At 39.2% G+C, this 15,310-nt stretch carries 14 protein-coding genes; 1 reads left to right on the top strand and 13 read right to left on the bottom strand.

The window, feature by feature from the left end; genetic code table 11:
• Nucleotide 1: 1 nt before the first annotated feature.
• From uvrB to fakB1, 10 genes are all read right to left on the bottom strand, one after another.
• Complete coding sequence (gene uvrB, locus C7J88_RS09285) at nt 2-1,984, bottom strand: excinuclease ABC subunit UvrB (protein WP_095115609.1); 1,983 nt, start codon at nt 1,982-1,984, stop codon at nt 2-4.
• A gap of 201 nt (nt 1,985-2,185) precedes the next feature.
• Complete coding sequence (locus C7J88_RS09280; protein ID WP_095115607.1) at nt 2,186-2,419, bottom strand: CsbA family protein; 234 nt, start codon at nt 2,417-2,419, stop codon at nt 2,186-2,188.
• 5 nt (nt 2,420-2,424) lie between these two features.
• Nucleotides 2,425-3,066 carry a YfbR-like 5'-deoxynucleotidase gene (locus C7J88_RS09275; protein WP_095115605.1) on the bottom strand — a complete coding sequence of 214 codons (642 nt, stop codon included), beginning with the start codon at nt 3,064-3,066 and terminating at the stop codon, nt 2,425-2,427.
• Nucleotides 3,067-3,166: 100 nt separating this feature from the next.
• Nucleotides 3,167-3,898 carry a CHAP domain-containing protein gene (locus C7J88_RS09270; protein WP_159031418.1) on the bottom strand — a complete coding sequence of 244 codons (732 nt, stop codon included), beginning with the start codon at nt 3,896-3,898 and terminating at the stop codon, nt 3,167-3,169.
• Nucleotides 3,899-4,091: 193 nt separating this feature from the next.
• Nucleotides 4,092-5,214, bottom strand: a protein-coding gene (prfB, locus tag C7J88_RS09265) for a peptide chain release factor 2 (protein WP_103289520.1) whose coding sequence is annotated in 2 segments (ribosomal slippage) — nt 4,092-5,141 and nt 5,143-5,214 — 1,122 coding nt in all. Because the reading frame shifts where the segments join, the coding sequence is not laid out codon by codon here.
• Nucleotides 5,215-5,248: 34 nt separating this feature from the next.
• Nucleotides 5,249-7,777, bottom strand: coding sequence for a preprotein translocase subunit SecA (gene secA / locus C7J88_RS09260; RefSeq protein ID WP_095115600.1), 2,529 nt, complete (start codon nt 7,775-7,777; stop codon nt 5,249-5,251).
• A 235-nt stretch (nt 7,778-8,012) separates the two neighbouring features.
• Entirely contained in the window at nt 8,013-8,570 is a 558-nt protein-coding gene (hpf, locus tag C7J88_RS09255) for a ribosome hibernation-promoting factor, HPF/YfiA family (RefSeq protein ID WP_095115598.1), read from the bottom strand.
• A gap of 62 nt (nt 8,571-8,632) precedes the next feature.
• On the bottom strand, nt 8,633-9,124 hold the full coding sequence (locus C7J88_RS09250; RefSeq protein ID WP_095115596.1) for a ComF family protein: 492 nt from the start codon (nt 9,122-9,124) through the stop codon (nt 8,633-8,635).
• A gap of 167 nt (nt 9,125-9,291) precedes the next feature.
• Nucleotides 9,292-10,578, bottom strand: a complete 1,287-nt coding sequence (locus tag C7J88_RS09245; protein ID WP_095115594.1) for a DEAD/DEAH box helicase family protein — start codon at nt 10,576-10,578, stop codon at nt 9,292-9,294.
• A 104-nt stretch (nt 10,579-10,682) separates the two neighbouring features.
• Nucleotides 10,683-11,567 (bottom strand): fatty acid kinase binding subunit FakB1, encoded by an 885-nt coding sequence (gene fakB1 / locus C7J88_RS09240; protein ID WP_095115592.1) that lies wholly within the window; start codon nt 11,565-11,567, stop codon nt 10,683-10,685.
• 342 nt (nt 11,568-11,909) lie between these two features.
• Between fakB1 and C7J88_RS09235 the strand changes: the two genes are divergently transcribed.
• Nucleotides 11,910-12,551 carry a YigZ family protein gene (locus C7J88_RS09235; RefSeq protein ID WP_095115590.1) on the top strand — a complete coding sequence of 214 codons (642 nt, stop codon included), beginning with the start codon at nt 11,910-11,912 and terminating at the stop codon, nt 12,549-12,551.
• 60 nt (nt 12,552-12,611) lie between these two features.
• On the opposite strand, the gene pepT is transcribed toward C7J88_RS09235, so the two are convergent.
• The 3 genes from pepT to C7J88_RS09220 are packed head-to-tail and all read right to left on the bottom strand — an operon-like array spanning nt 12,612 to nt 15,141.
• Nucleotides 12,612-13,847: a peptidase T gene (gene pepT / locus C7J88_RS09230; protein WP_095115588.1), complete on the bottom strand. Its 1,236-nt coding sequence runs from the start codon at nt 13,845-13,847 to the stop codon at nt 12,612-12,614.
• A 13-nt stretch (nt 13,848-13,860) separates the two neighbouring features.
• Entirely contained in the window at nt 13,861-14,352 is a 492-nt protein-coding gene (locus C7J88_RS09225) for a threonine/serine exporter family protein (protein WP_371866980.1), read from the bottom strand.
• A gap of 27 nt (nt 14,353-14,379) precedes the next feature.
• Nucleotides 14,380-15,141: a threonine/serine exporter family protein gene (locus tag C7J88_RS09220; protein ID WP_095115584.1), complete on the bottom strand. Its 762-nt coding sequence runs from the start codon at nt 15,139-15,141 to the stop codon at nt 14,380-14,382.
• Nucleotides 15,142-15,310 lie beyond the last annotated feature (169 nt).

The raw sequence follows: 15,310 nt of genomic DNA, 5'->3' as shown, positions 1-15,310 counted from the left end.
GTCACCCTTCTGATTTAAGTTCAAATAATAAGTCTCTCAATTCTGTTGCTTTCTCGAAATCTAGTGCTTTCGCTGCTTCTTTCATTTGCTTTTCGATATTTTGAATCGTCTTTTGACGTTCTTTCTTCGTCATCTTCTTCGGCACTTCTTTACGTTCTGCTTCATTTGTCTCGTCCGTTTCCACAGTCGCACTGATCACATCATGAATCTTTTTGTTGATTGTTTTCGGTGTAATGCCATGTTTTTCGTTATAGGCCATTTGAATCTCTCGACGACGTTCTGTTTCATCAATCGCTACACGCATCGAATCGGTAATCTTGTCCGCATACATGATTACTTCACCTTTGTCATTACGCGCTGCACGTCCAATCGTCTGAATCAGTGAACGTTCTGAACGTAGGAACCCTTCCTTGTCAGCGTCCAATATGACGACAAGCGAAACTTCTGGAATATCGATACCTTCTCGCAACAAGTTGATACCGATTAAAACGTCAAAAGTTCCCATGCGCAAGTCACGAATAATTTCAATACGTTCTAACGTCTTAATCTCGGAGTGTAAGTAATTCACCTTCACGCCTGCTTCTTTCAAATAAGTCGTCAAATCTTCACTCATTTTTTTGGTTAATGTCGTAATTAAGACACGTTCATTACGTTCTACACGTGCTTGAATCTCACTCAACAAGTCATCAATTTGATTTTTAGATGGGCGCACGTCAATTTTAGGATCTAATAGACCCGTTGGACGGATAATCTGTTCGACCATCTCGTCAGTGTGTTCCATCTCATATGGGCCTGGTGTTGCAGAAACATAAACTAACTGATGTGCCTTCTCTTCGAATTCTTCAAACATCAATGGTCGGTTATCCAGTGCACTTGGCAAACGGAAACCGTGTTCAACAAGTACGTTTTTACGCGCCTTGTCACCGTTATACATCCCGCGAATTTGAGGCAACGTTACATGGGACTCATCAATCATAATCAACCAATCATCACCGAAATAATCGAGTAATGTATAAGGGGTTGAACCAAGCGGACGTAACGTAAGATGCACTGAGTAGTTCTCAATCCCTGAACAGAAGCCCATTTCACGCATCATTTCAAGGTCGTAGTTTGTACGCTGTTCTAAGCGCTGTGCTTCTAAAAGTTTGTTTTCACTGCGCAATTTTTCAAGTTGTTCAGCCAATTCTTTTTCAATTCTTTCAATTGCGACTTTCATTTTTTCTTCACGTGTTACGAAGTGAGATGCTGGGAAGAGTGCAAAATGCTCACGTTCTTTCAATACTTCCCCTGTTAAGTAGTTAATCTCGCTGACACGGTCTATCTCATCTCCGAAAAATTCAACACGAATACACAGTTCATCACGAGATGCTGGGAAGATTTCCACAACGTCTCCTCTCACACGGAATGTCCCACGTTGGAAGTCAATATCATTGCGTGTATATTGTACATCGACTAACTTACGCAGTAGTTCACTGCGATCCATCTCCATACCTGAACGGATACTCACAACTAAGTCTTTGTATTCTTCCGGGTTACCCAAACCGTAAATACAGCTGACACTTGCAATGATGATGACATCATCACGTTCAAATAATGCACTTGTTGCGGAGTGACGTAACTGGTCAATCTCATCATTAATCGATGCATCTTTTTCAATAAATGTATCCGTTGATGGTACATATGCTTCTGGTTGATAATAATCGTAGTAACTGACAAAATATTCAACTCTATTTTCAGGAAAGAATTCTTTAAATTCACTATATAATTGACCTGCTAGCGTTTTGTTATGCGCAATGATTAATGTTGGTTTCCCTGCACGTTTGATGACATTGCTCATCGTAAATGTTTTACCTGTTCCTGTTGCCCCTAACAAAGTCTGATGACGCTTGCCATCTTTAATCCCTTGTACTAACTCATCAATGGCCCGGGGTTGATCACCTTGTGGGTCAAACTGAGATACTACTTTAAAATCATGATGCTCCATGCATACTCGCCCTCTCATCACATAATCGTACTGTTATTTTACCAAAACTCAATATAAAAATACAAACATCTGTTCGTTTTTAACATTTCATTGCTCTATACCCTTTTCTTATTATCTTTTAAACGATGTCAAAAACGTAAAAATACCGTCTAAAACTCATAAACAGTTCTAAACGGTATCAATTATGACAGTCTATTCAACTCATTTAAAATCTTCTCGCTGATGTGTTTGTAGTGAATCTACAATGATATAGCCTGCCAATATGGATGCAACATCTATAAAGATAATCCATTCATCATGGAAGAAACCTTTATAAACCGAGGCCCCTATCAAAACAAGCGTAACGCACGTACCAATCCATTTACTTCGTGTGATTGCACTGAGTATTACAACTAACACACATGGAAAAAAAGCGGCTAACGCATACCATATCACTTCGATCACTGCTTTCTATTGTTTAATATATGCATCGTCGTTTCACGCAACTCTGTACGTGGAATGAATTTTTCAGTGAGCATCTCAGGAATAATATTATCGATAAAGTCTTGGACAGAATGTAAATGATCAAACTGCATAATCGTCTCTAAACTCATCTCATAAATTTCAAAAAAGAGCGGTTCTGGATTACGCTTTTGAATTTCGCCGAATGTCTCATACAGCAAGTCAATTTTGTCAGCAACAGATAGAATTTGACCTTCTAATGAATCATCCTTACCTTCTTGTAAGCGTTGGCGATATATGTCCTGATAGCTCTCAGGGATTTCTTCCGAGATAAATGTCTCGACCATTTCTTCTTCAACTTGAGAAAAGAGACGTTTCAACTCGCTACTCGCATATTTTACTGGTGTTTTAATATCACCTGTGAATACTTCTGCAAAGTCATGGTTTAATGCTTTTTCATATAAACTTTTCCAGTCTACTTCTTTACCATAATGTTCTTCAACTGTCCCTAAATATTGGGCGATCTTCGTCACTTTAAAAGAGTGCGCAGCAACGTTATGCTCAAAATATTTGAACTTTCCAGGTAAACGAATGAGTTTTTCTAAATCTGATAGTCTTTTGAAATATTGGTGAACACCCATAATCTTTGTTCCCTCCTTCATGCGCATCGTTATAGTTTATGATACTATAACACATTTTTTCACCTTCTCGCACATAGAATTGGTACAACATCTTGTTTATCTAATAAATATATTGATAGTCACCTATATTCGAAATGACACGTTGACTGATAACACCTTCTCCTTGCCAATTCATCTCTGAAATAAGAATCGTATGCTTATGACATGCTTCAACAATCGCCACATGACCATAACGTCCTTCTTGTGAGACAAGAATGGCATTCGCACGGGGGCGGTTAGAAACGGTATAACCCGCTTCCTGTGCATGAATCGCCCAATATTTCGCATCTCCCCAGTTATTTGAAATAGGTCGATGTCTTTGCCTACGTTGCTCAAATACATAGTAGGTACATTGACCCGATGTGTATGTGTTTTCAATCTGTTCGGCTGGCATTGTTTTGGGTGAAGTGTCATATTTTGTTGAGTTAGGTAAGAGCTGTGATAAGTCTGGTAATGACAGATGCGCCATTCCTTTGTTCGAAATTGCAATATACTGCACATCACCTTGAAGATTATATGGATTGAACTTCTGAAATGTATCGTAAGAAATATGTTGATTATGTAGAAAGTTTGGAAGTGTTTGATGTGGTGGTTTCATTAGAATATGATCAGCGGGTAATTTGAGTGTTTCATATTTTTTTAAATATCGGGGAGTTTGTGTCATATAATTCAGTTGTTTAATGCGTTCTGACGTCGTCGCAAACTGTTGGGCTAACTGGTAGATTGTCGTATCATTTGGCAATGACACTTGTTGAATCATTGTTGAAGGATGGGATAGCAATGTGGCAACCATGAATATATGAGATAGGAACATCATTTCATCTCCTTGAAAAAATATGGATTCAGTATAGCACGTCATTATCATAAAAATAGACGCATTACGCACTTGTGACACAAATGAAATAACATGGTGATTGTTGAGATTTTCGCTGAAATATCATAAAAAACCTCCACAAATTGTATGTGAAGGTTTTGATTCTTTATGATTACATTGTTTCAGAAGCATCGTTCATTTGACTGCGCAAATAGGCATCGATAAACATACCGATATCGCCATCCATCACCGCATTAACGTTCCCTGTTTCCACATTCGTACGATGGTCTTTCACCATTGAATAAGGATGGAACACATACGAGCGAATTTGACTACCCCAGCCAATTTCTTTCTGTTCGCCACGAATTGCCGCAAGTTCTTGTGCCTTTTGTTCCAACTCGAGTTGATACAACTTCGCTTTCAACATTTTCATTGCTGCTTCACGGTTTTTAATCTGTGATCGCTCATTTTGGTTATTAACGACAATGCCTGTTGGATGGTGGGTAATACGGATGGCAGATTCTGTTTTGTTAATGTGCTGTCCGCCCGCACCAGATGCACGGAATGTATCCACTGTAATATCATCCGGGTTCACTTCGATTTCAATCTTTTCATTGTTGAATTCTGGAATGACATCACACGATGCAAAGGAAGTATGTCTACGTCCGGATGAATCAAAAGGTGAAATGCGGACAAGACGATGTACGCCTTTTTCTGCTTTCAAATAGCCATAAGCATTATGACCTTTGATGACAAGCGTGACACTTTTGACCCCTGCTTCATCTCCTGCTTGATAGTCTACCACTTCGACTTTAAAGCCTTGTTGTTCGCAAAAGCGTTGGTACATACGCAACAGCATATTCGTCCAGTCTTGTGACTCTGTGCCACCTGCACCTGGATGTAACTCTAAAATGGCATTGTTCGCATCATGATCACCATTCAACAACAGTTGTAACTCAAAGCGATCTAACTTAGGCGCATAATCGCTCACTGTTTCTTCAAGGTCTGCTTTAATATCTTCATCAAGCTCTTCTTGCAACAGTTCATGCGTCGCATCCATCTCTTCAATATCTGACGCAATATCATAATAAGTCGTCACAATCGCTTTCAACGCATTGTTTTGATCAATCACTTCTTGTGCACGTTGTTGATCATCCCAAAACGTTGGTTCTGCCATCATTTCTTCATATTCTTGGATATTGGTCTCTTTGTTTTCTAAGTCAAAGAGACCCCCTAAGTTGTTCTAACTTTGTTGCATAGTCATCAATATGTCGCTTGATTTCAGATAGTTCCATCCACTATCGCTCCTTTACATCTGTTCCCTATCACCTATTTACCGTGACAGTTTTTATATTTTTTACCACTGCCACATGGACATGGGTCATTACGTCCGACGTCATCTTTTTTAACGATTGGCTGTGCTTTAACTTTTTCTTTACCATCATTTGCTGAAAGGTGTTGACCTTCAAGCTCTTTTGTTTTTTCACGCTGTACGTCATCATCGACAGAAACAATTGATTTCAATACAAATTTACTTACATCTTCTTCAATACTTTGCATCATATTATCAAATAATTGGTGACCTTCATTTTGATAGTCGCGCAATGGGTTTTGTTGACCGTATGAACGCAAATGAATCCCTTGTCGCAATTGATCCATCGTATCGATATGTGACGTCCAATGATTATCAATTGTGCGTAACAGAATCATCCGTTCGAACTCTGGCATTTGCTCGCCAAGAAGGGCTTTTTGACTCTCATAGATACGTTCAATTTTTTGCCAAACAATTTCATAGATATCTTCACGATCTTTGCCATTTATTTCAGCAACCTTCAGTTCACCTTCGTGTAAGAACACATCTTCAATGTAGTGAATGAGTGGCTCATAATCTGGGTTCTCTTCATCTTCGTTAACAAAGTATGAAATGGTACGATCAAGTGCTGTTTTGATCATCGCAATCACTAATGCTGAGCTTTCAGGCTCATCGATAATCTTGTTACGTTCTTCGTACATAATCTCACGTTGTTTTCGTAATACTTCATCATATTCTAAAATACGTTTACGTGCATCAAAGTTATTTCCTTCTACACGTTTCTGCGCCGATTCAACAGCACGTGACACCATCTTAGACTCGATTGGCGTTGTATCGTCCATGCCGAGTCGATTCATCATTGACTGCATGCGGTCAGATCCGAAGCGCACCATCAAATCATCTTGAAGTGACAGATAGAAACGGCTATCACCTTTGTCACCTTGACGACCTGAACGTCCACGCAACTGATCATCAATACGGCGTGATTCATGACGCTCTGTTCCAATAACAGCTAAACCGCCAAGATCTTCTACACCTTCTCCGAGTTTGATGTCGGTACCACGACCTGCCATGTTGGTCGCAATTGTTACAGCACCTTTTTGACCTGCACCTGAAACAATCTCCGCTTCTTTTTCATGGTTTTTCGCATTTAAGACGCTATGGCGAATACCACGTTTTTTCAATAACTCAGAAATGTATTCTGATGTTTCCACCGCTACTGTACCAAGAAGGACAGGTTGACCTTTACGGTGCTTTTCAATCACTTCTTCAACCACCGCATCGAATTTGCCTTTTTGACTAATATAGATTAAGTCACTGCGGTCCTCACGTTGTACAGGACGGTTTGTTGGGATTTGTGTCACAGTCATATTGTAAATGTTACGGAACTCTTCTTCTTCCGTCTTCGCTGTCCCTGTCATACCTGCAAGCTTATGATACATTCTGAAATAGTTTTGGAATGTAATTGACGCCATTGTTTTTGATTCGTTTTGAACTTTCACACCTTCCTTCGCTTCAATCGCTTGGTGTAAACCTTCAGAGAATCGACGTCCAGGCATTGTACGACCTGTAAATTGATCGACGATTAAAATTTCGCCTTCTGATACCATGTAGTCCACATCGCGTTGCATCGTATAATTCGCACGTAATGCAAGGTTGATATGGTGAATGACATCCACGTATTTCAAGTCATACAAGTTGTCGATTTTGAAAAAGCGTTCTGCCTTATCGATACCTTGTTCTGTCAATTGAATATTACGTGTTTGAACATCGTAGTTATAGTCTTCTTCTGACTTCAACATTTTCGCAAAAACATTCGCTTGTGTATACATCGTTGTAGACTTTTCAGCTTCCCCAGAGATAATCAATGGTGTACGTGCTTCGTCAATCAGAATCGAGTCCACCTCGTCAATGATTGCAAAGTGCATTGGACGCATAACACGGTCTTCTTTGTAGTTCACCATGTTATCACGCAAGTAGTCAAAGCCTAATTCATTGTTCGTACTATATGTGATATCTTGTGCGTATGCTTCACGCTTCGCTGTCGTATTCAAGCTATTCAAGTTAAGACCTACTGTTAATCCTAAGAAATTGTACAGTTCCTTCATTTCTTCACACTGTACAGAAGATAAATATTCATTGACCGTAATAACGTGCACACCTCTACCTGTTAAGGCATTCAAATAGGTTGGCATCGTTGCTGTGAGGGTCTTCCCTTCACCTGTTCTCATCTCAGCAATATCGCCACCATGAATGGCAATCCCCCCCATGATTTGAACTTTATACGGCGACATGTTGAACACACGTTTTGATGCTTCACGTACTAATGCAAATGCTTCAGGTAAAATTTCGTCTAATTTGTTATTTTGTTTTTTGATGTCATCTATATTTTGTACTTCTTCTTGGAATTTTTTTGTTTTTTGTCTGATTTCATCGTCCGTTAAAATTGCCATATCTTCTTCTAAGGCAAGAACTTTATCTGCAATTTTACTTAGACGTTTAATTTCTCTTTTGTTACCGTCAACCAGTTTGGATAAAATACCCATTTCGTTCGCTCCTTTAGCTTAAAACTCTATCGCTTACAACAACTCATCATAACATTATTTAGTAAACATTTATATTAATATACCTTTACAAATTACCATTATAGCATGATATGTATGTTTACTACATGCTCGGCGCATTTGTCTCATCAATTCCAATACTCGAAAATAAAGAGCCAAGGTACGGTACGCACCTTGACTCTTTCTATATACAATACGTATAGTTACGATTGTGTCACTATTCAGTTTCGATTAAGCCGTATTTACCATTTTTACGACGGTAAACAATGCTTGTTCCGTCTGTATCACGGTCATTGAAAACGAAGAAGTCATGACCTAAAAGGTTCATTTGTAATACCGCTTCTTCTGGATCCATTGGTTTTAAGTGGAACGTTTTAGAACGAATGATTTCGATATCAGAATCTGTTGCCTCTTCTACCTCAGGTTGCGTTGGTTGTGCGTCTACGAAGATATCTTCTTCGCTACCGCGATCACGGTGTTTACGGTTAACACGTGTTTTATATTTGCGCACTTGACGCTCTAATTTGTTAGTAATTAAATCAACGCCCGCATATAAGTCATCATGACGTTCTTCAGCACGGAGTGTTACATTTTTGAGCGGAATTGTCACTTCAATCTTCGTACCATTATTTTGATACGTTTTCACTTTTACATGTGCTGTTGCATTCGGTACATTTGTGAAGTAACGTTCAAGTTTACCGATTTTCTCCTCAATGTAATCTCTCATAGCATCTGTGATTGTGAGGTTGTCCCCATGAATTTCAAATTTAATCATAGTGCTCGCTCCTTTCAACCTCTTTTTATTATATTTCTTACTTATATTTTAACATGTTTGCGCTAACGTGCAAACGTTAACATATCTAATTTTCTGACTTTTGATGAAAATAGCTTAATAGCAGCATTATGAGCAGTTTTCCCTGTTGTGTAAATGTCATCTACAAGTAAGATACGTTTGTTTTCGAGCTTTTTTTCATCAGTCGTTTTTATCGGGTTTTCAATGCGAAACCGTTCCTTTTTCGATAAATCAAACTGTTTATGCCGATTGTCCATCACTAACAGTTCATGAAATTGCATGCCTTTTGATTGCAAGACGTATTTTACAGGATTAAATGTACGCAACGCATCATTTTGTGGTGATGAGGGCATTGGTATAACGATATCATACCGTGCTTTGGGCCAAATCATATAACGGGCAAGCACTTCTGCAAGACCGACATCTCTCATAAATTTATATCTTTGAATGATTTCTTTCAACAATCCATCATAACAGTACGGCGCATAAATATAATCAAATCGAACTACACTGTCACTGAGATGTTCACAAGTCATACAACTTCCTTCTATTAAGCAACCTTTGCAATATGGACATCGTGCATCATTGTTCAACCGACAACTAATGAGTTGGATACGACACTTTTCACACAATAAATGTGGTAGCTCAAATAAATTACTAAACGTAAAAGGTTCCGCAATCTTCGCATAACATACGAAACAATTCATACATCAATCCATCCTTTCTGTGCTGCCAGTCCGTTCATACGTCGAATTTCTTTACGCGCATGATACATTGCTCTTGTGCGTCCTTCATGAAAAAACAACACGTCTCCAGTCGGACAAGCAAGTTTGCGTCCAACTCGTCCCGCAATTTGAATCAATGCTGTCGACGAATAGCGATGGCTTTCCATCACCCAAGCATCAAGTGCCGCCATCGTAAATCCCCTTTCTAGAATCGTTGTCGTTAACACGACAGAATAATGACCGTTACGGAGTGACTCTACTTTTGTCAAACGTTCAGAATCTTCGCTGTACACATAACACATATCGGACACGTGGTACTGATATGTTTCATAAAACTGACACATTGCGTCGATATGACTAAAAAACAACAAAGTCGTTCGTCCTGCTGCTTGTTGTGCATGTATTCGCTGTAACAGACTATGTTGTATGCGATGATAACGTACTTTAAAATATTTAAAAACTGGCACGACGAGTGGCTGACGATGAAAGCGCGCGGGCAGTGTAACAATTCGCTCTCGCCCAACTTCTGTAATGAGGGACTGTGGTGGTGTTGCTGTCATATAAACGATACTTTTCCGTTGTTTGCTCGCTTGTTGCAACGCATTCATAAGTGTCTCATCCATTGATAATGGGAAGGCATCGACTTCATCTACAAATAAAACATCAAAATGTTGCTTAAACCGATAGAGTTGATGTACTGTCGATACGATAAAATGCCCATCGTATTGTTGATGACTCGATTGATGCAATATATCAATCGCTTCATCACAAAATGCGTCACACAATCGTTTACTCACTTCAATGACGACATCAACACGAGGTGATACAACAGCTACGTTATCACCCCGTTGACGTGCATATGAGATAGCTTCAAAAATCATTTCTGTTTTGCCTGCACCTGTCACCGCATGCAAAAGCAATGTCTCATAATGTGTCACTGCTTTTAACACCTTGTCAGACGCATACTGTTGTTGTTCAGAAAGATTGAACGGCAATTCATAATATGCATCAGATCGAACATTCACACTGTCAGTACGCCATATACGGTCAATCGTAGACATTCGCCCCATCTGGATACATTTACGACAATAGCTCATGGGCATACCAGTTGTACTTGCCGTATACGTATAAAAATCATTTTGACATTGTGTGCCACACTGCATACAACGTAAAACACCGTCAACAGTGATCACACCAAAAGACACTTCGGCGATCTGTTCCGATGTGAGATGAGACTTATCAGTGATTAATTGGCCGTATCGCATTCGCCATCCCCCCTTCATACCTATTACACGCTTCACCCGTTCAAAATACTTTTACAACAAAAAAACGACTAAAACTTATGAAAAAATTTTAGTCGCTTATCGTTTTATTTTGTATTGTGTTCATCCTTCAAATATTTGATATGGCGATCTGTAACACCAATACCAAATCCACCTAGTCCTAGATGCGATGAAATAACTGGACCAAACTCTGAAAAGACGATGTGTTTATCTGGATGACGTTCAACCATCTCATCAAAAACACGGCGTGACTCTGCTTTATGATCTCCACCGATAATCATAATAGTCGGATTCTCCATTTGCTCAACAAGTTCTAGTGCTCTTTCTTCAATCATTTTTAATGCACGTTTTTTCGTACGTACTTTTTCGTGTGGGACGATTAACCCATCATCGAATGTTAAGACAGGTTTCATTTTTAATAAGTTTCCAATCCATGCTTGTGCACCCGTAATTCGGCCACTTTTGTGCAAGTTTTTCAAATCATCGACAACTAAATATGCACCTGTCTTATCACGCATATCTTCTAGGTCTACTAATATTTCTTGAACATCTTTACCTGCTTCGATTAACTCAATTGCACGTAATGCGAACGCACCTTCTGGTAAACACGCAATTTTAGAGTCAAATGGATGTACGTTAATGCCATCGACCATATCAGCTGCTTGAATCGCTGTTTGGTATGCACCACTTATCCCGCTTGATAAATGTACGACAATAACATCCGTATAACCTTCATCTCTGTATGCTTCGTATGCACGAATCATCTCACCGATTGCAGGTTGACTTGTTGTTGGAATTGTTTCAGAATTTGCTAAGATTGTGTAGAATTCATCAGCAAAAATTGTTTCATTTTCTTTATAGTTTTCACCATTTTCTAAAGTAATGCTCAAAGGCACTGTACGAATATGGTATTTTTCTAAGATAGGTTGAGGTAGATAGCTTGTTGAATCTGTCATCACAGCTATTTTCATCTCATCGTCCTCCTCTATAAGTTAACACGTGCTCTCTTCACGCTCATTTTCAAATAAGATACAAATTACAGTGTACTACAATTCACAATGAAATGCCTGTTTTTAATTCATTTCACATACTCTTTTGTGTCATCATTGTTACACACTGCGCTTCAAAACTTTTGAAAACCAGTTTCAATTTTATCTTCTATTATCATACATGCTTTCAGATTAAATTTCATGCATTATTTACAATTTGACAATCGCACCTGCTTTCTTCTAATCGACATCCTTCACTATTCTTTCTTTTACGTTATATAGTATAATTGTAAACAAGAAATTATGAAGTAAAGGATGACAGAAATGACACGTTCAGTCGTTACAATCAAAGGCGAACATGAAATTGAAAATATCATTAACAAATCTCGATTTATTGCCCATATTATGCCTGTGGAAACTGAAGATGATGCGAAAGATTTTATCGCACAAAAGAAAAAAGAACATCGTGAAGCCACACATAATTGTTCAGCCTACACAGTTGGGGATACCATGCATATTCAAAAAGCAAGCGACGATGGCGAGCCAAGTGGAACTGCTGGTGTCCCGATGCTCGAAATGTTAAAAAAACATGATGTACATAACGTTGCTGTTGTTGTTACGCGATATTTTGGTGGTATCAAGCTTGGAACAGGTGGATTAATCCGTGCATACGGTGGCGCCGTGCGCGATGTTATCCAAGACGTCGGACGCATCATTCTTCGCCCTGCCATTCCAATGAAGGTGACGATTGATTATGACTTAACAGGCAAGTTCGAATATGAACTCCAATCAACAACGTTTTTCTTACGTGACACCGTCTATACTGACAAAGTAACATATCATATCGACGTGATTGAAGAAGAGCGTGACGCTTTCATTACCTTCTTAAATACGCACACACAAGCCAAATATGACTTAGAAGAATCAGATGTAAAACGACTTCCATTTGATTTGGAAGATAATTAATATCAAAATTCAAAGGACTGATCGCTCAAACTTGGCGGTCAGTCCTTCTCTTTTCAATAATTATTGTTCAAGTTCTGTCTCAGTTGCTTTTTGTGCAATACCGATAATCACTTGTGTTGCCAATGTCATCACATCAATTGATGCATATTCATATGGTCCGTGGAAGTTATCACAGCCTGTAAAAATATTCGGCGTCGGCAATCCCATATATGACAGTTGAGATCCGTCTGTTCCACCGCGTATCGGTTCTGTATTTGGTGTTATCTCTAAATCAGCAAATACAGCTTTCGCTAAGTCAATAATATGTGGATGTGGCAATATTTTCTCTACCATATTATGATACTGATCTTTAATCACAATATTGATGGGTTGGTAATGATAGCGTGCATTAATTTCTCTCTGAATATGAATCATCTGTTGTTTGCGCTTTTCGAACAATTCACGATCATGATCTCTAATAATATACTGCGCTGTCGCTTTTTCAACATTTCCTTCTAAGTGCATTAAATGATAGAAACCTTCATAACCTTCTGTATGCTCTGGCACTTCTTCAGCAGGCAGTAATTGATTGAAGTACGTCGCCAAGTTCAAAGCATTAACCATTTTATGTTTGGCAGAGCCCGGATGCACATTCACCCCTTCAAATGTCACAACCGCTTCAGCAGCATTAAAACTTTCATATTGTAGTTCTCCAAGTTGACTTCCATCCATTGTGTACGCAAAGTCTGCGTCAAAACGTTCAACGTCAAAGCGATGTGGTCCTCTGCCGATCTCTTCGTCTGGTGTAAATGCCACACGAATACGACCATGCGGAACATCTGGATGCGTCGTAAAATAATGCATTGCTTCCATAATTTCTACAATACCTGCTTTGTCATCGGCACCTAACAATGACGTCCCGTCCGTTGTCATAAGCGTGTGTCCCTTTACTTTCTGCATATCTGGAAATACTGCCGGATCAATCTCACGCCCAGAATCACCTAGTTGAATAACACCACCATCATACTGCTCAATCACTTGCGGTTTCACGTTAGCCGCATTGAAATCAGGTGATGTATCGACATGTGCTAAGAAACCAATCGTCGGCACATCTTTATCTATATTCGATGGCAATGTTGCAAATAAATAACCATATTCATCCATATCTGTCTCAAGCCCCATTGCCTTGAGTTCTTCTTCCAACAAGCGTAATAAATCCCATTGTTGTAGTGTAGAAGGTGTCGTCTCACTATAAGGGTCTGATTGTGTGTTGATCGTGACATAACGCGTTAATCTTTCTATAATTGCTGATTTCATCCTCATCCACTCCTCATATGCGGTTATTCATATGATAACCTTTACGATATGTTTTGCCTTTAAGTTTACCATAAGCCTGTTTTATCCGTGTATAGATATAGTAAAAAATCTCCGCACATAAAATACCGAATGCGATGGCTCCTGAGTTCAACGTCACTTCTAAAAATTGATTCACCGCAGCTGTATATGAATTAGTTACTAACAAACGGGTTGCTTCATAAGCTGCGCCCCCTGGAACAAGTGGAATAATACCCGGTACAATGAAGATGATAACTGGACGCTTGTAATGGCGACTCATCGTGTGACTCATCATACCTAAGATGAAGCTTCCGAAAAAGGCAGCCATTACGGTCCCGTAGTTCAAGTCGAGCGTGAATTTATAAATAATCCATCCCGTCGCACCTACAAACCCTGACGCTAATAACAGACGCTTTGGTGCATTAAACAAGATAGAAAATAACATCGTTGAAATAAAACTAATCAAATATTGTGCTACATAATACAATACCGTCGTCAATCATGCTCCCCCTCTCTAAAAAATAAGTAAAACAATCGCAACACCTGCACCGATTGCGAAAGCTGTCAATGCTGCTTCAACACCTCGTGACATACCCGCAAGTAATTCTCCTGCCATTAAGTCACGAATTGCGTTAGTGATGAGAATACCAGGTACGAGTGGCATAACACCTGCAATCGTAATGATATCTTGATTGATTGCCCAACCAATTTTGGTGAAAAATGCCGCAATGACAATCACCACAGTTGAACTGATAAACTCCGAAAAGAACTTAATCTGTATAAATCTCTGCACGATGTCGAATGTCAAAAACGCACCTGCCCCCGCTAATACCGCATACGGGAAATCATGACGAACGCCACCAAACATAAACATGAAGAATCCTGATGCAATTGCTGCAGATAGAAACTTCACGATAAAAGAATACTGTAATGATGCTTGTTCTAGGTGAATCAACTCTGACTTCGCTTCATCTAATGTCAATTCATTGCGTGAAATTTTACGTGAGACATTGTTCGCAATGGCAATCTTTTCCAAGTCTGTTGTTCGCTCACGGACGCGAACAAGTCGTGTATTCGTCCGATCGTTGAGCGAGAAGATAATCGCTGTCGATGTTACGAAAGAATAGGTATCTTCTAAACCAAAACTTGCCGCAATACGTCCCATCGTATCTTCTACACGATAGGTTTCAGCACCACTTTCAAGTAACACTTTACCCGCAAGTAACACTACATCTATGACTTTATTTTCATCTATAATCGTCAATGCTTCGGGCATGAAACATCCTCCTTTTTTATCCATCAAATCAATTGTCAGTCTACCTTGTAATAAAGGGCGTTGCAATACAAAAAGACAAATCAACCAAACTTTTTTCATCAGGTTTTCAATATAATAAGATTTACTCATGGCACATTTTACTTTTACATCCTAATCAATAATATGCCAA

Source organism: Staphylococcus muscae (assembly GCF_003019275.1).
Lineage (GTDB): Bacteria > Bacillota > Bacilli > Staphylococcales > Staphylococcaceae > Staphylococcus > Staphylococcus muscae.
This window is presented reverse-complemented; position numbering and strand designations above follow the sequence as displayed.